Source organism: Streptomyces sp. NPDC056479, assembly GCF_042795335.1.
Lineage (GTDB): Bacteria > Actinomycetota > Actinomycetes > Streptomycetales > Streptomycetaceae > Streptomyces.
Genome location: NZ_JBHTRZ010000002.1, coordinates 758024 through 778954 on the forward strand (window position 1 = coordinate 758024; position 20931 = coordinate 778954).

The following is a 20931-nucleotide window of genomic DNA, read 5'->3' on the forward strand; positions in this document are numbered from 1 at the left end:
CGGGGAAGCGGCTCGCAGCCGTGCACCGCGCAATCAGGATCCGCGAGAAGTGGATGGGGCCCTTCCCGCCCCGTGTGCGGGCCCGGCATTCCCGGACCGGCCTCAGTCCCCCCGGTACAGCGCCGTGAGCAGTTCGATCACCGCCTGTGCGGCGGGCGGCGGGTCTTCGCGCCACCAGGCCAGCCGTACGGCGATGGGTTCGGCGTCGCGCAGCGGCCGGTAGACGACTCCGGGGCGCGGGTACTGGTTGGCGGTGGCCTCGGCCGTCACGCCGACGCAACGGCCCGTCGAGATCACCGTGAGCCAGTCGTCGACGTCGTGTGTCTCCTCGGTCGCCGGGCGCGAGTCGGGCGGCCACAGGTCGGTGGTCGTGGTGCCGGTGCGGCGGTCGACGAGGAGGGTACGTCCGCTGAGGTCGGCGAGTCGGACCGAGCGGCGCCGGGCCAGCGGGTCGTCGGCGGCCACTGCGCACAGGCGCCGCTCCAGTCCCACGATGGCGGAGTCGAACCGCCGGTCGTCCACCGGCCGCCGCACGACGGACAGGTCGCAGGCGCCCTCGGCGAGCCCCGCGGTGGAGGAGTTGACGCGGACGAGCTGAAGGTCGGTCCCGGGGTGGGCGGCGGCCCAGCGGCGCTGGAAGGCCGGGGTGTGCCGGCCGAGCGCCGCCCAGGCGTAGCCCATCCGCAGCCGGGCGTGCCCCGAGGCCGCTTCCCGGACCAGTTCGTCCACCTCGCCGAGCACCCGCCGCGCGTGGGCCAGGACACGCAGCCCGGTCCCGGTCGGGGACACCTCGCGGGAGGTCCGCCGCAGCAGCCGGGCGCCCAGCGCACGTTCCAGCGAGGCCAGCGAGCGGGAAACGGCCGCCTGGGAGACACCGAGGGCTATGGCGGCGTCGGTGAAGGTGCCCTCGTCGACGATCGCGACGAGGCAGCGCAACTGTCTCAGCTCCACATCCATGACTGAAGCGTATAGATCATCTCGCGCACGCATTTTGCGCAAGGATCGACAGGACACACGATCGCCGCATGCGCACCCGAACCGCACCCGCGACCGCGCCCTCCTCCGCCGTCGAGCCGGCCGCTCCCGAGCACACCGGCGGACGCCTCGCCGGCGTGGCCACGATGATCGGCAGCGGCCTGTCCAACCAGACCGGTGCCGCGATCGGCTCCCTCGCCTTTCCCGTCCTCGGCCCCGTCGGTGTGGTCGCCGTGCGCCAGTACGTCGCCGCGCTGGTGCTGTTCGCCGTCGGCAGGCCGCGGCTGCGTGCGTTCACCTGGCGTCAGTGGTGGCCGGTGATCCTGCTGGCACTGGTGTTCGGCACCATGAACCTCTCCCTGTACTCGGCGATCGAGCGCGTAGGGCTGGGTCTGGCGGTGACCCTGGAGTTCCTCGGCCCGCTCACCATCGCCCTGGCGACCTCGCGCCGCCGGGTGGACGTGTGCTGCGCGGTGATCGCCGCGGCCGGTGTCGTCGTCCTGATGCGCCCGCGGCCCTCGACCGACTACCTCGGGATGGCCCTGGGCCTGCTGGCGGCCGTCTGCTGGGCGTCGTACATCCTGCTCAACCGCACGGTCGGCCGGCGTGTCCCCGGCGCCCAGGGCGCGGCGGTCGCGGCCGGCATCTCGGCGGTGATGTTCCTGCCGGTCGGCATCGCCGTCGCCGTACGGCACCCGCCCACGGTCGGCGCCGTCGCCTGCGCGGTCACCGCCGGTGTCCTGTCCTCGGCCGTGCCGTACCTCGCGGACCTGTTCACCCTGCGCCACGTCCCGCCCCGCGCCTTCGGCCTGTTCATGAGCGTCAATCCGGTCCTCGCGGCCGTGGTCGGCTGGATCGGCCTCGGTCAGGGCCTGGGCGGACCGGAGTGGGCGGGCATCGGCGCCATCGTCGCCGCCAACTCATTGAGCATCCTGACGTCGCGGGGCTGACGTCCTCGGCCGTCGGCGCCAGGATTCCCGGGCCACGTTCAGCCGACGCTCCGCCCAGGAGTCGCCGGCCCGCGGCGGATCAGGAACAGGGCGACGTCGTCGACGGGCTCGCCCGCGTGGCGGATGAGGCGGTCGGCCATGTCGTCCAGGTCGGCCGGATCGGCGCGGGCGACGAGTTCGGCGAGCGCGTCCACGGCGACGTCCGGGTCGAGGCCGGGGCGCTCGATCAGTCCGTCCGTGTACAGGACGAGAACGGATCCGGGCAGGAACGGGACCTCGACGGCCGGATACTCGGCCGTGCGCTCGACACCGAGGAGCAGTCCCGGAGGGACCCGCAGCACCTCGGTACTGCCGTCCGGGTGCCGCAGCACGGCAGGCGGATGCCCCGCGCCCGCCAGACAGGCCATCCCGCGCGCGAGGTCGAGACGTGCGTAGAGGCAGCTGGCGAACCTGCCCGAGTCGAGGTCGTCCAGCAGCCGGTTCGTCGTGCCTAGGACGTCGCCCGGCGCGGCGCCGGCGGCCGCGTGCCCGTGGACGGCCGCGCGTACCTGTCCCATCAGGGCCGCCGCGTCGACGTCATGTCCCTGGACGTCGCCGATCGCGGCCGCGGCGGTGGTGTCGTCCAGCCGGATCAGGTCGTAGAAGTCGCCGCCGACCTCCAGTCCGTGGCCGGCCGGACGATAGCGGGCGACGGCGCTCAGACCGGCGACCTCGGGCAGCTGCCGGGGAAGCAGCGCGGCCTGGAGCCGATGGGCCACGGCGTACTGGGTGTCGTAGAGCCGGCCGCGTTCGAGGGCCTGGCCCACCAGACCGACGAGCGCGGTGAGCGCGGCGCGCTCGGAGGGCGGGAAGTGCTGCGGACGGTCGTAGGCGAGCACGAGGGAGCCGACGGCATGGCCCGAGGCGACCAGCGGAAGGAACGCCCAGGATGCCTTGTCGTCCAGATGCACGGCGTGCGGGTACGCCCCCTGCAGTTCGTCGAACGTGGCGAAGAAATGCGGGCTACAGGTGTCCAGCACACGCACGGCGGGAGTGTCGGCGGTGAGGGGCAGGTCGTCGAAGTACTGCATCAGGTCCGCGTCGTAACCGCGATGGCAGAGGATCTTCAGACGTCCCTCCCGCGGCGCCATCAGGGCTATCGCCGTGGCGCCCAGGGCGGGCGTGAGCTGATCGGCGGTCTGGTCCGCCACGTCCTGCACGCCGACGGCCTCGGTGAGCGTTCCGGCGAGGTGCATGAGGTGGTAGAGGAGACCGGCCCGGCCAGGTCCGGTGGTGGGTTCGGCCGACCCGGCGGCCGACCGGAGCGGTCCCGGTGAGAGCTCGTCCGCCGGGGCCGCCGGGCTGATGCGGACGCTGATGCCGGACGGGTCCGGGTAGAGCTCGAAGAGCAGGAGGCTGTCCGGCGGGCGCAACGCCCTGAACGCGGTGGGCTGTTCGCTCAGCAGGGCGGCCCGATAGTGCTCCTCGATCTCGGGCACGGCCATCCAGGGCAGCGCTTCCCAGGGCAGGGCTCCGATCAGATCGTCCGCGTCGGCCCCGAGGAGCCGCGCCGCCTCGGGCGTGACGAACGTGATACGTCCGGTCACCTCCAGCGCACAGGCCCCTCCCGGCAGCCGGGCGATGAACGCCGCCAGCTCACCCGCCTCGGCGGGCGGCACCCGGGTGTACGACGGATGCGGCAGGATCCGCGGCTCGTCGTGCGCATGGAAGGCCTCGCTCGTACGGCCCAGCAGGTCGCCGAGCCGACGGCAGCCGGCGTCGAGGGCGGCACGCTCGCCGGCGCTCAGCCGTGGAGGATGGGCGCCCGGCCACAGCAGCGCCAACCCGCCGACGGGCGACCCCTGCGCGCTGAGCGGAGCGGCCGCCAGCGCGAAGGCGTACGGCAGCACGAGCGCCGTACGCGGGTAGCGGCGCGCCATCTCCTCCATGTCGGCGATCCACACCAGCCGGCCTTCGCGTACGGCGTCCGCCACCGGTACCTGGTCGGACAGGGCGACCCGGGTCCACGGCGTGGCCATTTCACGCGGCGCGCCGGTCAGCGCCCGCAGCCACAGAGCGTCACCGGAGGGCGGCAGGACGTAGAGCAGCCCTCTGGCGGCACCGCAGTCCCGGACCACGTCCAGCAGTGCCGCGTCGACGGCTGCGGTCGTGGCGCCGGGCTGCGCTGTTGATCGGGTCAAGCCGTCTCCCGGGAGTGGTCGGATGCTCGACCGCCTCGTACCCATATGAGGGTATTCATCACATTTCAAGTCGTGGCCGAGGCATGCAGCGACGAGCTGATCACGGTGCGTCCTCGCGGACGTGATGCGTGAGCATCCCGTACGCCGGGTAGCGGTCGTCGACAGCGCCGCCAGGCCGAACCGGTGACCGCGCACGTGACCCGCGCCCGGTCAGCGTCGATACTTTCGAGAGCACACGCCGATAACACCGAGCAGCACGGCAGCCGACGCCTGACGAGCCGTCATCAGGTCTGCGTTTGGTCATCTGACCTGCGTAAACACGGGCCAAAGGCTAATCTGTCAGTGTCACCAGGAGGCACCAATGAAGATGCTGATCAACGTTGCCGAGACCGTGGTCGCCGACGCGCTGCGAGGGATGGCCGCCGCCCATCCCGAACTGGTCGTCGATGTGGAGAACCGGGTGATCGTACGGCGGGACGCGCCCGTGTCGGGCAAGGTCGCCCTGATCTCCGGTGGTGGGTCCGGGCACGAGCCGCTGCACGGTGGCTTCGTGGGTCCCGGGATGCTGTCGGCCGCCTGTCCGGGCGAGGTGTTCACGTCGCCGGTGCCCGACCAGATGGTGCGGGCCGCCGCCGCGGTGGACAGCGGGGCGGGCGTGCTGTTCATCGTGAAGAACTACACCGGTGACGTCCTGAACTTCGACATGGCCGCCGAGCTCGCCGAGGACGAGGGCATCCAGGTCGCGAAGGTACTCGTCAACGACGACGTGGCCGTGACCGACAGCCTCTACACGGCGGGGCGGCGCGGCACCGGCGCCACGCTCTTCGTGGAGAAGCTCGCCGGCGCCGCGGCGGACGAGGGGCAGCCGCTGGAGCGGGTGGAGGCGATCGGACGTCAGGTCAACGAGAACTCCCGCAGCTTCGGCGTCGCCCTCAGCGCCTGCACCACGCCCGCCAAGGGCAGCCCCACCTTCGATCTGCCGCCCGGCGAGCTGGAGTTGGGCATCGGCATCCACGGCGAGCCCGGCCGGGAGCGGCGGGCGATGATGACGTCCGGCGAGATCGCCGACTTCTCGGTGGGCGCGATTCTGGACGACATGCCCGCGCGCAATCCCGTCCTCGTCCTGGTCAACGGCATGGGCGCGACACCGCTGTTGGAGCTGTACGGCTTCAACGCCGAGGTCCAGCGGGTGCTCGCCGAGCGCGGTGTGGCCGTCGCCCACACGCTGGTCGGCAACTACGTCACCTCGCTGGACATGGCCGGCGCCTCGGTCACCCTGTGCCAGGTCGACGAGGAGTTGCTGCGGCTGTGGAACGCGCCGGTGAAGACGCCGGGGCTGCGGTGGGGTATGTGATCCGGAGCCGGACGACCGCAACGCACCTGCCACGCAAGGAGATCCAGTGCTCGACGCCGATTTCTTCCGCCGTTGGATGACGGCCACCGCCGCCTCCGTCGAGCGTGAGGCGGAACGGCTCACCGCCCTCGACTCGCCCATCGGGGACGCCGACCACGGCAGCAACCTCCTGCGCGGGTTCACCGCCGTATCCGCGGCGTTGGAGAAGGAGGCCCCGCAGACGCCCGGCGCGGTCCTGATCCTCGCCGGGCGACAGCTCATCTCTACGGTGGGCGGGGCGTCCGGGCCCCTGTACGGCACGCTGCTGCGCCGGACCGGGAAGGCCCTCGGGGACGCTGCTGAGGTCAGCGAGGACGAGTTCGCCCAGGCTCTGCGGGCGGGAGTGGACGCGGTCATGACGCTCGGTGGCGCGGCGCCGGGTGACAAGACCATGATCGACGCGCTGGTGCCGGCCGTGGACGCGCTCGGTGACGGTTTCCTCGCGGCTCGGTCGGCCGCCGACGAGGGCGCGCTGGCGACGACGCCGTTGCAGGCCCGCAAGGGCCGGGCGAGTTATCTCGGGGAGCGCAGTGTCGGGCACCAGGACCCCGGTGCCACGTCGTCGGCGCTGTTGATCGCGGGGCTGGCGGAGGCGAACGGTGAGTGACGACGGCAAGGTCGGCATCGTGCTGGTCTCGCACAGCGCGGAGGTGGCCGCGTCGGTGGCCGAGCTGGCGCGAGGGCTCGCGGGCGGCGGTGCGGACGTACCGGTGGCCCCGGCGGGCGGCACCGAGAGCGGAGGGCTCGGCACCAGTGCCGAACTGATCGCCGCGGCGGCCGCGTCCGTGGACCGTGGTGCCGGGGTCGCCGTCCTCACCGACCTCGGCAGCGCGGTCCTCACGGTGAAGGCCCTGCTCGCCGAGGGCGACGAACTCCCGGACGGCACAAGGCTCGTGGACGCCCCCTTCGTCGAGGGGGCGGTGGCCGCGGTCGTCACGGCGGCGGCGGGAGCCGACCTCGCGGCGGTGGAGGCGGCGGCCGCCGAGGCGTACACCTATCGGAAGGTGTGAGGGAGCGCGCGGTTCGAGGACTGAGGGCCCTAGCTCTGCAAGGCGTCCTTCACGAACACCATGCCGTCGATGTCCCCCAAGCGTGCGGGGTCGAAGGGGGCGTAGCCGAACCACGGCGATACGCGGGGCGCCGGCCGCGTATCGCCGAGGGCGGCGGCCAGTTGCCGGGTGTCGATGACGCAGCGGTCCTCCGGGAGTGCGTACAGAAGTCCTTCGAGGGTGTCCGGCGGCGGTGTGTCCACGCCCCGGTGCCGGATCGTGCCGAGCGCCGTGGCCACGAAGGCGTACTCCTCGCCGAGTCGGGCGCTCACCAGAGCGCCGGCGCTCCACCACTGCACCGGCCCCTGCCACATCTGCATCGTGCTCTCCTCCCGCTGGAGATGGGAGTTCTGGGCGTGGAGGAGTGCCGGGCCCCGTTCGGCCAGGGCGAGGAGGTTGTGGGCCATCATCGAATCCCGCAGCGCGCACAGCCGGGTCATGCGGGCCGGTGAGGTGTCGGCCATCCAGTAGTGGTAGCGCAGCAGGCCGGTGGCAGTGCGCCCGTACAGCCGCGCCCGGTCCCAGTCGTCCCATGAGGTCGTCGCGATCAGGTGCGGCGTCTGGGCGTCGAGCAGCGCCGCCAGATCGTCGGCGAGCAGCCGCAGCCGACAGGCCTCGGCCGACTGTCCCGCGGATCGGGCCGGGTCCATCATCGCGGCGGGATCGGTCCACCGTTCGTCGGCCCCGAGCAGGTGGTCGAGCATCTCCCCGGTGCAGGGGAGCAGGTCCGCGTCCACCCGGGTGGAGAGGTAGCCGTGGAGTGCGGTGAGGGCCTGGCGGGGGCTCGCAGCCGCGGTGATCTCCAGCGGGCCGTCGAAACCGGCGAAGCGCAGCCGATCGGACGCGGGCCGGCTGTCGTTGTAAGCGCGCATCCAGCGCACGAGCTCGCGGTTGGCCGCGTAGGCACCCCAGCCGTGGCTGAATCCGTGCTCCATGGCCTCGTCGAGAGTGCCCCTGCCCGCGGTGACGTAGTCGTCCACGACCAGGCCCATGAGGCAGTCGCTCTCGATCGCGATCGTCCGGTAGCCCTCCTGCTCGACGAGCTCTCGGAACAGCTCGTTGCGCAGTTCGAGCAGCGTGTCCTCGCCGTGAGTCGGTTCGCCCAGGGCCAGCAGCCGGGGGCGGGCCGGGAGCAGCCTCATGACGGCGGCAGCCTCGACGGCATGGGCGGTGTCCTTGATGTCGGTCGCCATACCTTCAACGGTATCGTTGAACCTTCGGTTGAAACTTTCCCGCGATATCGTCCCCCGCATGGGTCGAAACCTTCAAAGCGGCGAACGGCTCAGGCCGGTTGATCTGGCGCGCGGGCACGGTCTGTCCACGCAGGCGATCAGGAACTACGAGGAGGCCGGCATCCTTCCGGCCGCCGGTCGCACACCCCACGGCTACCGCACCTACACCTCACTGCACGCGACGGCCCTGCGCGCGTTCCTCGCCCTGGTGCCGGGCCATGGGCACCAAGGGGCGACGTCGATCATGCGGGCGGTGAACCAGGGCGCGGTGGATGAGGCGCTCCGTCTCATCGACGAGAGCCACGCCGAACTCCTCGACGACCGTCGGACCCTCCAGGCCGTGGAGAGCGCCCTCCGGGACCTGGAGACCCCCACAGCCCCCGAGCCCGGTGTGAAACCCGAGCCGGCCGCGGCGTCCAGGTCCGGGTCCGGGTCCGGCGGCACCTTCATCGGACCGCTGGCAGGGAAGCTCGGAATCCGGCCCGCGACGCTGCGCAAATGGGAGCGCGCCGGGCTGCTACACCCGCGCCGTGACCCGCTGACCGGCTACCGGGTCTACGACGAGGCGGCCGTACGGGACGCCCGGCTGGCACATCAACTCAGGCGCGGCGGCTATCTGTTGGAGCAGATCGCCCCGCTGATCGCCCAGGTGCGGTCGGCCGGCGGACTGGAGCCGCTGGAGGGCGCGCTGCGCGACTGGCAGGGCCGGCTGTCGTCCCGTGGGCGGGCACTGCTGATCGGGGCCGCGGAGCTGGAGGCGTACCTCCGCGAGCGTGCGTGAGGCTTCGTCGGGCCGACAGCCCTCCCGAGGGCATCCACCGGCGCTCCCCTCCTAGCCGACGCCCTCGGCCACGACCGCCAGCGCCGAGCGCAGTGTCGCCGCCAACTCGGTCTGTGCCGTGTCCCGGTCGGGGTGGGTGTCGGCGGTGTGCCACGCATAGTGCTCGACCGCCGCGCGCAGGGCCGCGTTGAAGATCGCCGCCTGGATCGTCGGGCGCAGATCGCCTGCGGGCAGGCCGGCGCGTTCGGCGAGGGCGCCGGCGAACGCCGGTTCGGCCTCGTCGTAGGTCTGGAGCCAGATCGCGCGCAGGCCGGGCTCGGTGCGGGTCAGGCGTACCAGCGCGCCGACGGTCGCCCGGTCGGGGCCGGCGAGGAGGTGGCCCTCGTCCGTGAGTTCCCGGTCGAAGAGTTCCTCGAGGGGCTGCCCGGGACGCCGGCGCCGCAGCCGGTCGGCGATCAGGTCGATGCCGGCCGAGAACAGCGGCCGTACACAGCTCTCCTTGCTCGGGAAGTAGCGCCACACGGTACGCGCGGAGACGCCGACCGCCGCTCCGATCTGCTCACCCGTGGTCGCCGTCACGCCCTGGGTGACGAACAGGTCCACCGCGGCCCGCGCGATCTCCAGCCGGATCTCCGCCTTGCGCTCCTCGGTCAAGGGCGGTCGGCCCGTTGGGCGGCTCGTACCTCCGCGGGCTGCGGTCATGGTGTCCCTTCCGGCCGGCGCTTATCGCTCTTCCGGAATTCTCCCCGACGACTTTATGTCACTCAGAGACATTAAGTCGCTAGGGTGGCCCCGGGCGCGTTCGGCATACCGCCCCTCGGACTCACGGATGGGAGTACCTCATGAGCGGCGGACTGGACGGACGCAGCGTCATCGTCACCGGAGCGGGGTCGGGCATCGGGCGGGCGGCAGCCCTGGCCTTCGCCGAGCAGGGCGCCAGGGTGGTGGTGGCGGACCTCAACGCCGAGGGCGCCCAGGAGGTCGTCAAGGAGATCGAGCAGGCGGGCGGCCGCGCGGTCGCGGTGGTGGGCGACCTGAGCGAGCAGGCCGTCGTCGACCAGGTCGTCGAGACCGCCGTGCAGCGCTTCGGCGGCGTGGACGTCCTGGTCAACAACGCCGGGATAATGGACCGCATGTCGGCGCTGGCGGACGTCTCCGACGCCGAGTGGGAGCGGGTCATCCGGGTCAATCTCACCGCCCCGTTCCTGCTCACCCGGGCGGTGCTGCCGCACATGCTGAAGGCGGGCCGCGGCGCTGTGGTGAACACGGCGTCCGAGGCAGGCCTGCGCGGCAGCGCGGCGGGCGCGGCGTACACGGCGTCGAAGCACGGCGTGGTGGGCCTGACGAAGTCGCTCGCGGTGATGTACCGCAAGCAGGGGATACGGGCGAACGCGATCGCCCCCGGCGGCACTCAGACCGGCATCGTCGTGGACGCGGCGCAGGACGCGCATGGACCGGCGGCGATCGGCCCGCACTTCGTCAACATCGGCAGGCTGGCCCAGCCCGAGGAACAGGCCGCCGCCATCGTGTTCCTCGCCTCCGACGCCGCGAGCAACATCAACGGCGCGATCCTGCCCGTCGACGACGGCTGGTCGGCGGTCTGACGGGCACTCACGCGGCGTGTGCGCGAGGGGCCTCAGGCAACCTCACTCACCGCCGACGAACTTCTTCGCCAGCCGCTCCCCCGCCACCACCGCGGCCGCGGGGTCCTCGATCGGCTTCACCCGCGTGTTCTTGAAGACGATGTAGGTGACGCCGGAGGCGGTGCCGCCGCTGCGCGGATCGGACGGGATGCCGAGGGCCTTGGCGGTGGCGTACGACGCCTCGCCGATGATGCCGCGCGGCCCGACGTCGCCGACGACGGCGTACCGCACCCGGCCCCGGTACACGACGGCCACGACCGAGCCGCCACGAACGCCGTGGGCCCGGTAGTCCCATATTCCGCTCGGGGTGGGCACGACTATGTACGGGAGGCGTTCGGCGCTCAGCGGGCGGCCGTCGGACTGCCGGAAGGCCGTCGCGCCGGAGAAGTGCGGATCGGTACGGCTGTTGCAGCGGCCGGTGACCTGACCGTCGCAGTCGATGTCCATGTCGGCCTTCCAGAACACGACATCATCCGTGCCGCAGACCGGGATCTTCGCGGTCGCGCCGTTGTCGCTTCGGTAGCGCCCCTTGGAGACGGCCGTGCACTTGCTCACCCTCGACAGCAGGTCGGCGGCGCTGACGTCGACCTCGCGGAGCACCTCGGGCCCGTCCGGCACGAAGGGCGGGTCGGGGGGCGGTGAGGTCGGGGCCAGCAGGGCGGCGCCCGCTGCGGCAAGCGTCAGCGACTGGAAACGCACGACAAGGAACCCTCTCGCCGGGGACACTGACAGGCGTTCATCAGGTACTGACGAACACCCGGACCAATCTGCTGGTGTTTCGATCACGCTGCCACCAGAGGGGTCCGTACGGTGCACATCCCGACCGACGCGACATCGGTCCCCGGACTCCGCCAGGGGCCGGGGGTCTGAGTCCGCACCGGACCCGACCCCCCGGCCACCCGCGTCCGGCGCCGGATCAGCGACGACAGCGGCCCGCGCCGGGCGGCACGAACTGCCCATCCCTCAAGGAGAGTTCGGCCGCGAGGAACTTCAGCATACGTAATCCTCCGGGCGGGTCACCAACGACCGGGAAGTCTCCGACTCCTGGCAGGTCACCGGCGACCGCCCTCTTGATGTGATCGCGTCACCCGCGTCATATTGGTCCGGACCATTGCCGCGAGGCCGCCCCCGGGAGGCACAGTCGTGCGACGCGTTCCCGTACTCGTATCCGCCGTCGCCTGTGCGGCGCTCGCCCTGTTGCTCTCCTCGTGCGCATGGGGCGCGACGGACGGGGACGGCGGCGGCCGGCTGCCCGGGGCGCCCACGGGGGTCACCGCCGCCGCGGGCAGCGCGACCAGTGTGCACGTCATGTGGAGCGCGGTCTCGGCCGACGGCGGCGTCCAGGTCTACGAGGTATATCGGGGTTCCACGAAGGTCAAGGAAGTGCCGGGCTCCGCCCACATGGTGGATGTCACCATGCTCAAGCCCGCGACCACGTATGCGTTCACCGTGCGGGCCCGTGACACCGACGGGCGTCTGGGCCCGCCGAGCAAGCAGGTCCGGGCGACGACTCCCAGGGCGGTGGCCGCCGACCGGTCCGCCCCGACGCGCCCCGGCAAGGCGGACGGCCGGGCGGTCGGCAGCCGGGCGGTTGAGCTGTCGTGGTCACCAGCGACGGACGACCGGGACGTGGTGTCGTACGACATCTATCAGGGCGAGGCAAAGATTCACAGTGTGGGCGGGAACCAGACGGCGACGGTGCTCACCGGGCTCCGGCCGGGCACGCGTTACTCCTTCACCGTGCGGGCCCGGGACGCGGCCGACAACCTCTCCCCGGCCACGGCGGCGGTCGGCGTCACCACGCCGGGCAAGGACGACGGGCGTGGCACCGCGCCGACCGGCTTCCGGGCCACGACCCACCGTGCGGACGGGGCCCACTACCTCGACCTGAGCTGGGTGCCGCCGCGCGCCGACGGTGTCGTCACGGAGTACCAGGTCCAGCTCGACGGCCATGCGGCGACCTCGCTGGTGTACGGCGGGAGCGCGCCCCGCGACAAGGCCACGTACAGCTTCTACCTGGGCCCGGAGAGCGGGGTGAGCCACCGGGTGCGGATCCGGGGGCGGCTGCCGGACGGCACCTGGGGCGGCTTCTCGGCGGAGCGGACCGTGACGACCGGCGGCGAGCGGGGCTGACAGCCGGTCCGGGGTCCCCCGGATGCAGCAGCGTGTCACCTGTCCGGGGGACGCCCGCATGCGGGCCGGCCCCGGGGCGCGTTGGCTTCCCCTGAGGCAGCACGGGCGTTCCCGACCCTCGGCGGCGCAACGGACGTACCGCCGACCGTGCCGCCGGAGGGAATCCACATGCGCAACTCATCGCTCTTCCTCCGCTCGGGCCTGACCTTGGCAGCCGCCTCCGCTCTTCCACTCCTCGCAGCCGCGATCCCGGCCGCCGCGCAGTCGGGGATCTCCGTGAGCACCACCGGGTCCACGGTCTCCGTCACGACCCGCGCGTGCACGAACGTCAACGGCAGCTGGGGCACCGCCTCACTGCTCAACAGCCGGCAGGCGAGCTTCGCCCAGGGCCGCCAGGCCTCCCTGTCGGGGACGGCCGCGCTTCAGTCGGCCGCCTGGGCGAACGTGAGTCCCGGCACCTACACCGTCATCGTCGTGTGCTCCAACGGCACTACGGCGGGCACCCAGTCGGTCGTCGTCGCGGGCGCCAGCCCCACGCGCACGATCTCCGCCACGGCCTCGCCGTCGCGCGGTGTCATGGGCGGCATGGGCGGTTCCTCGACGGACTTCGGCACCCTGACGCTGGTGGGCGGCGGTGCGCTGGTGGGTACCGCCGTGGCGGGCACCGTCTGGTACCTGCGCCGCAAGTCGAAGCCGTACCGGGCCTGAGGGCGGGTGGGCAGAGCGGCCGTCGCCGCCGGTCACGGCCCCTGGCTCACGCCGTCTCGTGCCCCGGCAGCTCCGCGAACTCCTCCAGCGCGTGCGTGAGCCACTGGATCCAGAAGGTCTCCAGATCGAGGCCCGCGCGCAGCACCAGGTGTCGCAGCCGGTCCTGCGAGCTGTCCTTGCCGGGCGGGAAGTCGCGCTTCTCGATCTCCTCGTACTCCGTCAACTGCCGTCGGTGCAGTGCGAGATGGCGGCGCAGATCCGCCTCGATGCCCTCGGTGCCCACGACCGCCGCGGCACGCATCCGCAACAGCAGCGTGTCGCGGTGCGGCCGCGGTTCCTGGGACGCGCCGGTCCAGCGGGCCAGTTCGGCGCGGCCCGCGGGCAGGACCTCGTAGCTCTTCTTCTGCCCACGGGCCGGCTGCTCGGACGGCAGGGTCCGGATGAAGCCCTCGGCCTCCAGTTTTCCCAGCTCGCGATAGATCTGCTGATGGGTCGCCGACCAGAAGTACCCGATCGACTTGTCGAAGCGACGGGTCAGCTCCAGCCCCGAGGACGGCTTTTCGAGCAGGGCGGTGAGGATCGCGTGCGGGAGTGACATGGGGTCATCGTAGAGACGCGCTCGCGCGCCCCTACATGCTCGCTGCCAGCTCGGTGCCCTGCTTGATGGCCCGCTTGGCGTCCAGCTCGGCGGCCACGTCGGCGCCGCCGATGAGGTGCGGGGTGCGACCGGCGGCCAGCAGCTCCTCGTACAGCTCGCGCCGCGGCTCCTGTCCGGTGCACAGCACGATGGTGTCCACCGGGAGGACCGTGCTCTCCTCGCCGACCGTGACGTGCAGGCCGGCGTCGTCGATACGGTCGTAGCGCACACCCGGGACCATGGTGACGCCCCGGTGCTTGAGTTCGGTGCGGTGGATCCAGCCGGTGGTCTTGCCGAGGCCCGCGCCGACCTTGCTGGTCTTGCGCTGGAGCAGGTGGACGGTACGCGGCGGGGCGGGCCGCTCGGGGGCGGCGAGACCGCCGGGGGCCGTGTAGTCCATGTCGACGCCCCAGTGGCGGAAGTACGTCTCGGGGTCCTCGCTCGCCTTGTCGCCGCCGTCGGTGAGGAACTCGGCGACGTCGAAGCCGATGCCGCCCGCGCCCAGGATGGCCACGCGCTCGCCGACCGTGGCGCCGCCGCGCAGGACGTCGAGGTAGCCCACGACGCTCGGGTGGTCGACGCCGGGGATGTCGGGGGTGCGCGGGGTGACGCCGGTGGCGATCACCACCTCGTCGTAGTCGGCGAGATCCTCGGCCGACACCCAGGTGTTCAGACGCACCTCGACGCCCTGCCAGTCGAGCTGGTGGCGGAAGTAGCGCAGGGTCTCGTCGAACTCCTGCTTGCCGGGGACCTTGCGCGCGACGTTCAGCTGGCCGCCGACCTCGCTCGCGGCGTCGAACAGCGTGACCCCGTGGCCGCGTTCGGCCGCGCTCACGGCACAGGCCAGTCCGGCCGGTCCGGCGCCGACGACCGCGACACGCTTGCGCAGCCGGGTCGGCGACAGCGTCAGCTCGGTCTCGTGGCAGGCGCGCGGGTTGACCAGGCAGGACGTGATCTTGCCGCTGAAGGTGTGGTCGAGGCAGGCCTGGTTGCAGCCGATGCAGGTGTTGATCGCCTCCGGTTTCCCGGCTGCGGCCTTGGCGACGAAGTCGGGGTCGGCGAGCATCGGGCGGGCCATCGACACCATGTCCGCGCAGCCGTCGGCCAGCAACTCCTCTGCCAGCTCCGGGGTGTTGATGCGGTTGGTGGTGACGAGCGGGACGGACACCTCGCCCATCAGCCGCTTCGTGACCCAGGTGTACGCGCCGCGGGGTACCGAGGTGGCGATGGTCGGGATGCGCGCCTCGTGCCAGCCGATACCGGTGTTGATGATCGTCGCGCCGGCGGCCTCGACGGCCTTCGCGAGGGTGATCACCTCGTCGAGTGTGGAACCACCCGGGACGAGGTCCAGCATGGACAGCCGGTAGACGATGATGAAGTCGTCGCCGACTGCCTCGCGCACCCGCCGCACGATCTCGACCGGGAAGCGCATGCGGTTCTCGTACGAGCCGCCCCAGCGGTCGGTGCGCCGATTGGTCTGCTTGGCGATGAACTCGTTGATCAGGTAGCCCTCGGAGCCCATGATCTCCACGCCGTCGTACCCGGCCTGCCGGGCGAGACGGGCGGCGCGTGCGTAGTCGTCGATGGTCCGCTCGACGTCGGCGTCGGTCAGCTCGCGCGGCGGGAAGGGGCTGATCGGCGCCTGGAGCGGGCTCGGGGCGACGAGGTCCTGGTGGTAGGCGTACCGGCCGAAGTGCAGGATCTGCATCGCGATGCGGCCGCCCGCGCGGTGCACGGCCTCGGTGATGACCTGGTGCTGCTCGGCCTCCGACTCGGTGGTGAGCTTGGCGCCGCCCTCGTAGGGCCGTCCCTCGTCGTTGGGCGCGATACCGCCGGTGACGATCAGGCCCACTCCCCCGCGCGCCCGCTCCGCGTAGAAGGCCGCCATGCGCTCGAAGCCGCGCTCGGCCTCCTCCAGACCGACGTGCATGGAGCCCATGAGAACGCGGTTGGGCAGCGTGGTGAAGCCCAGGTCCAGCGGGCTCAGCAGGTGCGGGTAACGGCTCATCGGGCCCCTCCGTGCGGTGTCGTCGTCACGTAGTTGTAGAGGACCGCGCAGCGTTTATGCAACTAGTTGCACAACCGGGGAGGAGTGACACCGGCCACTGACATCGGTCGCCGACACCGGTCACCGACGTCGGGCACTCACACCGGCCGCCTTCGGGCACAGTGGCCCCATGACCACACCCGCCGAGGTGATCGACCTCGCCCAGCGGCTGATCCGCTGCCCCAGCCGCGCCGGGATCGACGACTACGGCCCCGTCCTCGGCGTCCTGGAGGACTGGCTCACCGGGCGGGCGCTGCCGTTTCGGCGCCTTCACGACGGCAGGGGCGACGCCGTCGGCCTGCTGATCGAGGTCGCGGGCGGCCGGCCCGGTCCCTGGTGGGCCCTGAATGCCTGTGTCGACACCGCGCCCTACGGCGACGAGGCCGCGTGGTCGTTCCCTCCGCCCTGTGGCGAGGTCGTCGACGGATGGCTGCGCGGCCGGGGCGCGGCGGACTCCAAGCTCGCGGCGGCGATGTTCTGCGGGATCGCGGCCGAGCTGCACGGCCGGGCCGACGACCTGTCCGGCGGCCTCGCGGTGCTCCTCGACGCCGACGAGCACACCGGGGTCTTCGGCGGCGCTCGCGCCTATCTGGCCGACGCGGAGGCGGTCCGCCCGGCCGGGGTGCTGATCGGCTACCCGGGGCTCGACGAGGTCGTGGTCGGCGGACGCGGTCTGTGGCGGGCCACGATCGCGGTGCACGCGGCCTCGGGTCACTCGGGGTCCCGCCGTGCGGCGGCGGGTGCGGTCTCGCGCGCGGCGCATCTCGTACGGCTCCTGGAGGAGGCCGAACTCCCGGGCGCCGAGGGCGAGTTCCCCCTCGCGCCGAAGCTGACGGTGACCTCCTGCCACGGCGGCCAGGGCTTCTCGGTCGTGCCCGACCTGTGCGAGCTGGGCGTCGACATCCGCACCACCCCCGGCTTCGACGCCCGCGCCGCCGGGCGGCTGGTCCGTGCGGCGGCGGACGAGCTGGACGTACGGGTACCCGCGCCGCGCCCGACCACGATCAGGCCGGTGGCCTCCTGGCCGCCGTATCGACTCTCCGACGACCGGCAGCCCGCGGCGGCGCTGCTCGAAGCCGCGGCCACAGAAGGTCTCGCCGTCCGTCCGAAGACCGCCGGCCCGTCGAACATCGGCAATCTGCTCGCGGGCGAGGGCATCCCGGCCACCGCGGGCTTCGGGGTGCGATACGCCGGCCTGCACGGCGTGGACGAGCGGGCCTGCCTGGAGGACCTGCCCGCCGTCCACGCCGTCTACCGGCGCGCCGTACTCGGCCTGCTGGGTTCGTCGTGACCGAGCTCGCCCTTGCCGAACTCGGCCGTCCGAAGCCGGCCGGCTCCTCAGCTGCCGAATCCGGCCGTCACAGCCCGGTCCGGCTCCTCAGCACCACGTGCAGCTCCCGCTCCTGGTCGCCCGAGGCCGACGTGAGGTCGTGCACCGTGAACAGGGAGTCCAGCGTCGTGCGGAGCCGTTCGATGGCCCAGTAGCCGCCCTGCGCGTCGGCCTCGACGGTCGACGAGAGCCGGGCGGGGGGCGCGCACTCCTGCACGTCCGTCACCTCGAACGTGCCGAGCCACACCATGGGACGGGTCTCATGGAGCTGCTGCGGCACGTCCTCGGGGCGCCGGTCCGACTCGAAGCACGCGTTCAGCGCGTCGAACACGATCCGGGCGTCTTCCTTGCTGCATCCGCTGATCTCGACGGACACGGGCTCCTCGTGCAGTCGTTCACGACCCATCGTGATCGCTCCTCTCGTGGCCACACCGCGGTGCCACGGGTAGCCCGCGGAACCGGACCCCAACCCAAGAAAAGCACCACGCGCGTCTGAGCACTACCGGCGGAGCCGCCCCGTCCGCGTCTCAGCCGCGGGTGAAGCGGTACGTCTTGCTGTCGGTCAGCACACAGAAGCCCGGCGAGATGACGATCACCCGCAGAGTGCCGCTGCGGCGGTCGTAGTCGATGCCCTCCGCCTCGAACCCGCCTGAGCAGGAGCTGCGCAGCGGGAGCTGGCGCAGGGCCGTGACATGGCCGGTCACATCGGAGGAACCCGGCTCCGCGGACAGGTCGATCTGGAGCAGCGGCTTGGTCATGCCGAAGAGGGTGCCCGCCGGATCGTCGGAGGCGCACAGCAGGGTCGTGGAGCTGAGGAAGTCACAGCCCTGCACATCGCGTACGGCGTGGTCCAGCCGGATGCTGGAGCTCCACGGGAGGTTCGCCGAGGGCGACGTGCCGGCATTGACGCCGGGCGTGGGGTGGACGAGCAGGCGGGTCATGGTGCCCCACTCGCCGGAGACCATCCACTGGCCGCCGGGTGTGATGGCGACGAAGGAGTTGTTCAGCGCCTCGCCGGAGCCCAGCGTGTGGACGTACTCGGACCACGTCCCGTTCGGCGCCTGCACCCGGAACATCTTCGCGGTGCCCGAGTCGGCCTGGTACGGCTCGATGTAGTACCCGTTGTACGAGGCGTCGGGGTCTCCCACGTGGTTCCAGCCGCGGCTGCTGACCGAGACGGGGATGGTGCCGATGCCGGTGTAGCGATTGGGGCTGTTCGCCGGGACCTCGACGGAGGTCAGGCCCTGGCTCTCGGCGAGCGGGTCGGCGCGGTCGGAGCCGACCTCCGTCCAGGTGTCGGCGGCCTGGGCGGGTGCCGCGGTGGACAGCACGGCTACTGAGGCGAGGGTGACGAGGCCGGTGAGAACGGCATGACAACGTTGCCGGGCACGCAGGGCCATGGGGCGTCTCCTTGGGGGGTGGGGTGCGTGTCGGCGGACAGTCTGGCGGGGTGATGTGGTCATGTACAGACCAAGCAGACGAACGGCTGCTGTCTGATCGGCCACAGTCACGTGCCCCGGTGCCGACTTCGTCGGACGTCCGCCGCTGTGTTGAGGGATGGTGGAGGTGAACGACCGAGGGGGCCCGGAGACGGTTGAACGCGGTAGAACAAGGGGAGTCGGCACGGGGGAACGACGTGCCGCGACGAAGGGTGAAGGCGGTGCGTGGGATGTCTCCAGCCGAATCTCCCGGCGCCGAGGGCGGCGAGCCGGTGCGCGGGCCCATGGGTCCGAGCGGGCTGCTCGACGTGCTCGGAGTGGCCTCGGTGGTGCTGGACACCGGGGGGCGCATCGTGCTGTGGAGCCCCCAGGCCGAGGAGTTGTTCGGCTACTCGGCGCAGGAGGCGCTGGGCGAGTTCGCCGCCCAGATCATGGTTCACGAGCAGCACGTCGACCTGGTTGTCAAGCTGTTCGCCGATGTCATGGAGACCGGTGAGGGCTGGGCCGGGGCGTTCCCGATCCGACGCAAGGACGGCTCCACGCGTCTGGTGGAGTTCCGCAACATGCGGCTGCTGGACGACCAGGGCGATGTCTACGCGCTGGGTCTGTGCGCCGACCAGACGACCGTCCGCCAGGTGGAGCGGGACGTCGCGCTGTCGACGCGCACCATCGCGCAGGCCCCGATCGGCCTCGCGGTCCTCGACACCGAACTGCGCTACGTCTCGGTCAACCCGGCGCTGGCACAGCTCAACGGCATTCCCGCCGAGGACCACATCGGCCACACACCGCGCGAGCTGCTGCCCGAGGTCGACGCCGACGGCATCGAGGCGGCCCTGCTCGACGTGCTGAAGACCGGCCGTTCGCTCATCAACAGTCATATCGTCGGCCGCACGCAGGCCGACCCCGACCGGGAGCACCACTGGTCCGTCTCGCTCTACCGGCTGGAGGACACCACGGGGACGGTGCTCGGCGTGGCCGGCATGGCCGTGGACATCACCGAGCAGCATCAGGCCGCCCTGGAGGCAGAGACGGCACGGCGGCGCCTGGCGCTCATCGCCGACGCCTCAACGCGGATCGGCACCACGCTGGAGCTGGACCGCACCGCGCACGAGCTGGCCGACGTCGCCGTGCCGGAGCTCGCCGACATCGCCGCCGTCGACCTGCTGGAAGCGGTGGTGGAGGGCAGACGCAGCGCCCTGGGCCCCGCGGAACCGGCGGTGATCCGTGCCCTGGCCGTCCAGACCGGCCATGCCACCGAGGCTCTGGATGCCGCCGACCCGCCCGGCGAGGTCGCCCGCTACGGCCCGGACCGCCTCGTCACCCAGTGTGTGCGCACCGCCAGCCCCGTCATGGTCCCGCACGTCGAGGAGGAGGACCTGCCCCGGATCGCCCGCTCCCCCGAGGCGGCGATGCAGCTGGCGCGCGCGGGCGTGCACTCCTATCTGGCGGTGCCGCTGATCGCGCGCGGCGAGGTGCTAGGCGCGCTCGACCTCAAGCGCACCCGCAATCCGCTGCCGTTCAGCGAGGACGACCTGCTGCTCGCCCGGGAACTGGCGGCCCGCGCGGCCGTGCAGATCGACAACGCCCGCTGGTACCAGAACGCCCGGGACACCGCCCTGACACTGCAGCGCAGTCTGCTGCCCAGCCATCCCGCGGTGACCGGCGGCCTGGAGGTCGCCTCCCGCTACCAGCCGGCGGGCGCGAGCGCCGAGGTCGGCGGCGACTGGTTCGACGTGATCCCGCTGGAGGGCGACAAGACCGCGCTCGTCGTCGGCGATGTGATGGGCAGCGGCATCGACGCCGCCACGACCATGGGCCGGCTGCGCACGGCCACCCACACGCTGGCCTCGCTCGACCTCGAACCGACCCTGCTCCTGGAACACCTCGACAAGATCACCCAGGGCCTCGACCACTCCATCGCCACCTGCGTCTACGCCGTCCACGACCCTCAGCTGCGCCAGTGCCGGATCACCAACGCGGGCCATCTGCCGCCGGTCCGTGTCCGCCACGGCCATGCCCCGGAGCTCCTCGAACTGCCCACCGGAGCACCACTGGGCGTGGGCGGTGTCGCCTTCTCCACGACGACCGTGGATCTCGGACCCGGCGACCAGCTGGTGTTCTACACCGACGGCCTCGTCGAGACCCGCCAGCACCCGCTCGACGAACGCCTCGATGCCCTCCTGGAGCTCCTCGACGACCCCGACCGCGATCTGGAGGAGTGCTGCGACCTCCTCCTGCGCACCCTGCACCGGCCCGACAACTCCGACGACGTGGCACTGCTCATCGCACGTGTGCTGCCCCCGAGTTGACCACTGCGGCGCCGACCGCACGAGGGTGCCCGTTTTCACAGGAACTGATTACTCGTTCCTTACCGTCCGCAACCCACAATCACAGCAAGGCATGGCATGGGGATGCCGGGTGCCGTGACCGATGG

General features: G+C 71.9%; 19 protein-coding genes. 10 read left to right on the top strand and 9 right to left on the bottom strand.

The window, feature by feature from the left end:
* Window positions 1-102 precede the first annotated feature (102 nt).
* Window positions 103-957, bottom strand: coding sequence for a LysR family transcriptional regulator (locus ACFQ6S_RS09620; RefSeq protein ID WP_383405536.1), 855 nt, complete (start codon window positions 955-957; stop codon window positions 103-105).
* 68 nt (window positions 958-1025) lie between these two features.
* Here ACFQ6S_RS09620 and ACFQ6S_RS09625 point away from each other — a divergent pair, with 68 nt between their 5' ends.
* Complete coding sequence (locus tag ACFQ6S_RS09625; protein ID WP_383405538.1) at window positions 1026-1925, top strand: DMT family transporter; 900 nt, start codon at window positions 1026-1028, stop codon at window positions 1923-1925.
* A gap of 38 nt (window positions 1926-1963) precedes the next feature.
* Here the strand turns inward: ACFQ6S_RS09625 and ACFQ6S_RS09630 are convergent, their stop codons facing one another.
* Complete coding sequence (locus tag ACFQ6S_RS09630; RefSeq protein WP_383405540.1) at window positions 1964-4150, bottom strand: SpoIIE family protein phosphatase; 2187 nt, start codon at window positions 4148-4150, stop codon at window positions 1964-1966.
* A gap of 316 nt (window positions 4151-4466) precedes the next feature.
* Between ACFQ6S_RS09630 and dhaK the strand changes: the two genes are divergently transcribed.
* The 3 genes from dhaK to ACFQ6S_RS09645 are packed head-to-tail and all read left to right on the top strand — an operon-like array spanning window position 4467 to window position 6508.
* Window positions 4467-5459 carry a dihydroxyacetone kinase subunit DhaK gene (dhaK, locus tag ACFQ6S_RS09635; protein WP_383405542.1) on the top strand — a complete coding sequence of 331 codons (993 nt, stop codon included), beginning with the start codon at window positions 4467-4469 and terminating at the stop codon, window positions 5457-5459.
* 46 nt (window positions 5460-5505) lie between these two features.
* On the top strand, window positions 5506-6105 hold the full coding sequence (gene dhaL / locus ACFQ6S_RS09640; protein ID WP_383405544.1) for a dihydroxyacetone kinase subunit DhaL: 600 nt from the start codon (window positions 5506-5508) through the stop codon (window positions 6103-6105).
* Complete coding sequence (locus ACFQ6S_RS09645) at window positions 6098-6508, top strand: PTS-dependent dihydroxyacetone kinase phosphotransferase subunit DhaM (RefSeq protein WP_383405546.1); 411 nt, start codon at window positions 6098-6100, stop codon at window positions 6506-6508. The genes dhaL and ACFQ6S_RS09645 overlap by 8 nt, the downstream gene beginning before the upstream one ends.
* A gap of 29 nt (window positions 6509-6537) precedes the next feature.
* On the opposite strand, the gene ACFQ6S_RS09650 is transcribed toward ACFQ6S_RS09645, so the two are convergent.
* Window positions 6538-7740 (bottom strand): erythromycin esterase family protein, encoded by a 1203-nt coding sequence (locus tag ACFQ6S_RS09650; protein WP_383405548.1) that lies wholly within the window; start codon window positions 7738-7740, stop codon window positions 6538-6540.
* 58 nt (window positions 7741-7798) lie between these two features.
* On the opposite strand from ACFQ6S_RS09650, the gene ACFQ6S_RS09655 reads away from it, so the two are divergent.
* Window positions 7799-8560, top strand: a complete 762-nt coding sequence (locus ACFQ6S_RS09655; protein WP_383405549.1) for a TioE family transcriptional regulator — start codon at window positions 7799-7801, stop codon at window positions 8558-8560.
* Window positions 8561-8611: 51 nt separating this feature from the next.
* On the opposite strand, the gene ACFQ6S_RS09660 is transcribed toward ACFQ6S_RS09655, so the two are convergent.
* Window positions 8612-9262 carry a TetR/AcrR family transcriptional regulator gene (locus ACFQ6S_RS09660; protein WP_383405551.1) on the bottom strand — a complete coding sequence of 217 codons (651 nt, stop codon included), beginning with the start codon at window positions 9260-9262 and terminating at the stop codon, window positions 8612-8614.
* Between the two features lie 140 nt (window positions 9263-9402).
* Between ACFQ6S_RS09660 and ACFQ6S_RS09665 the strand changes: the two genes are divergently transcribed.
* Complete coding sequence (locus tag ACFQ6S_RS09665; protein WP_383405552.1) at window positions 9403-10164, top strand: SDR family NAD(P)-dependent oxidoreductase; 762 nt, start codon at window positions 9403-9405, stop codon at window positions 10162-10164.
* Between the two features lie 42 nt (window positions 10165-10206).
* Here ACFQ6S_RS09665 and ACFQ6S_RS09670 read toward each other — a convergent pair whose 3' ends face one another.
* Window positions 10207-10902 carry a glycoside hydrolase family 75 protein gene (locus ACFQ6S_RS09670; protein WP_383405554.1) on the bottom strand — a complete coding sequence of 232 codons (696 nt, stop codon included), beginning with the start codon at window positions 10900-10902 and terminating at the stop codon, window positions 10207-10209.
* Window positions 10903-11346: 444 nt separating this feature from the next.
* On the opposite strand from ACFQ6S_RS09670, the gene ACFQ6S_RS09675 reads away from it, so the two are divergent.
* Together ACFQ6S_RS09675 and ACFQ6S_RS09680 are read left to right on the top strand one after the other, a co-directional pair.
* A complete protein-coding gene (locus tag ACFQ6S_RS09675) occupies window positions 11347-12336 on the top strand; it encodes a fibronectin type III domain-containing protein (protein WP_383405556.1) in 990 nt (329 codons plus the stop codon).
* 168 nt (window positions 12337-12504) lie between these two features.
* Complete coding sequence (locus tag ACFQ6S_RS09680) at window positions 12505-13044, top strand: hypothetical protein (protein WP_383405558.1); 540 nt, start codon at window positions 12505-12507, stop codon at window positions 13042-13044.
* A 46-nt stretch (window positions 13045-13090) separates the two neighbouring features.
* On the opposite strand, the gene ACFQ6S_RS09685 is transcribed toward ACFQ6S_RS09680, so the two are convergent.
* On the bottom strand, window positions 13091-13642 hold the full coding sequence (locus ACFQ6S_RS09685) for a PadR family transcriptional regulator (RefSeq protein ID WP_383405560.1): 552 nt from the start codon (window positions 13640-13642) through the stop codon (window positions 13091-13093).
* Between the two features lie 31 nt (window positions 13643-13673).
* Window positions 13674-15689 (bottom strand): FAD-dependent oxidoreductase, encoded by a 2016-nt coding sequence (locus ACFQ6S_RS09690; protein ID WP_383405562.1) that lies wholly within the window; start codon window positions 15687-15689, stop codon window positions 13674-13676.
* 169 nt (window positions 15690-15858) lie between these two features.
* On the opposite strand from ACFQ6S_RS09690, the gene ACFQ6S_RS09695 reads away from it, so the two are divergent.
* Window positions 15859-17019 carry a M20 family metallopeptidase gene (locus tag ACFQ6S_RS09695; protein WP_383405564.1) on the top strand — a complete coding sequence of 387 codons (1161 nt, stop codon included), beginning with the start codon at window positions 15859-15861 and terminating at the stop codon, window positions 17017-17019.
* 67 nt (window positions 17020-17086) lie between these two features.
* Here ACFQ6S_RS09695 and ACFQ6S_RS09700 read toward each other — a convergent pair whose 3' ends face one another.
* Together ACFQ6S_RS09700 and ACFQ6S_RS09705 are read right to left on the bottom strand one after the other, a co-directional pair.
* The gene (locus ACFQ6S_RS09700; protein WP_383405566.1) at window positions 17087-17464 is read right to left on the bottom strand and encodes a hypothetical protein; all 378 of its coding nucleotides are present in this window, start codon (window positions 17462-17464) and stop codon (window positions 17087-17089) included.
* Window positions 17465-17585: 121 nt separating this feature from the next.
* Window positions 17586-18458: a hypothetical protein gene (locus ACFQ6S_RS09705; RefSeq protein WP_383405568.1), complete on the bottom strand. Its 873-nt coding sequence runs from the start codon at window positions 18456-18458 to the stop codon at window positions 17586-17588.
* Window positions 18459-18727: 269 nt separating this feature from the next.
* Between ACFQ6S_RS09705 and ACFQ6S_RS09710 the strand changes: the two genes are divergently transcribed.
* A complete protein-coding gene (locus ACFQ6S_RS09710) occupies window positions 18728-20806 on the top strand; it encodes a SpoIIE family protein phosphatase (RefSeq protein WP_383405570.1) in 2079 nt (692 codons plus the stop codon).
* Window positions 20807-20931: the final 125 nt, after the last annotated feature.

Excerpts from the sequence above, each read along its gene's own strand:
- ACFQ6S_RS09630 (WP_383405540.1), bottom strand. The coding sequence starts at position 4,150 with ATGGGTACGAGGCGGTCGAGCATCCGACCACTCCCGGGAGACGGCTTG.
- ACFQ6S_RS09700 (WP_383405566.1), bottom strand. The coding sequence starts at position 17,464 with ATGGGTCGTGAACGACTGCACGAGGAGCCCGTGTCCGTCGAGATCAGC.
- ACFQ6S_RS09695 (WP_383405564.1), top strand. The coding sequence starts at position 15,859 with ATGACCACACCCGCCGAGGTGATCGACCTCGCCCAGCGGCTGATCCGC.
- ACFQ6S_RS09620 (WP_383405536.1), bottom strand. The coding sequence starts at position 957 with ATGGATGTGGAGCTGAGACAGTTGCGCTGCCTCGTCGCGATCGTCGAC.
- ACFQ6S_RS09685 (WP_383405560.1), bottom strand. The coding sequence starts at position 13,642 with ATGTCACTCCCGCACGCGATCCTCACCGCCCTGCTCGAAAAGCCGTCC.
- ACFQ6S_RS09625 (WP_383405538.1), top strand. The coding sequence starts at position 1,026 with ATGCGCACCCGAACCGCACCCGCGACCGCGCCCTCCTCCGCCGTCGAG.
- ACFQ6S_RS09710 (WP_383405570.1), top strand. The coding sequence starts at position 18,728 with ATGTCTCCAGCCGAATCTCCCGGCGCCGAGGGCGGCGAGCCGGTGCGC.
- ACFQ6S_RS09690 (WP_383405562.1), bottom strand. The coding sequence starts at position 15,689 with ATGAGCCGTTACCCGCACCTGCTGAGCCCGCTGGACCTGGGCTTCACC.
- ACFQ6S_RS09665 (WP_383405552.1), top strand. The coding sequence starts at position 9,403 with ATGAGCGGCGGACTGGACGGACGCAGCGTCATCGTCACCGGAGCGGGG.
- ACFQ6S_RS09705 (WP_383405568.1), bottom strand. The coding sequence starts at position 18,458 with ATGGCCCTGCGTGCCCGGCAACGTTGTCATGCCGTTCTCACCGGCCTC.
- dhaK (WP_383405542.1), top strand. The coding sequence starts at position 4,467 with ATGAAGATGCTGATCAACGTTGCCGAGACCGTGGTCGCCGACGCGCTG.
- ACFQ6S_RS09655 (WP_383405549.1), top strand. The coding sequence starts at position 7,799 with ATGGGTCGAAACCTTCAAAGCGGCGAACGGCTCAGGCCGGTTGATCTG.
- ACFQ6S_RS09650 (WP_383405548.1), bottom strand. The coding sequence starts at position 7,740 with ATGGCGACCGACATCAAGGACACCGCCCATGCCGTCGAGGCTGCCGCC.
- ACFQ6S_RS09660 (WP_383405551.1), bottom strand. The coding sequence starts at position 9,262 with ATGACCGCAGCCCGCGGAGGTACGAGCCGCCCAACGGGCCGACCGCCC.
- ACFQ6S_RS09680 (WP_383405558.1), top strand. The coding sequence starts at position 12,505 with ATGCGCAACTCATCGCTCTTCCTCCGCTCGGGCCTGACCTTGGCAGCC.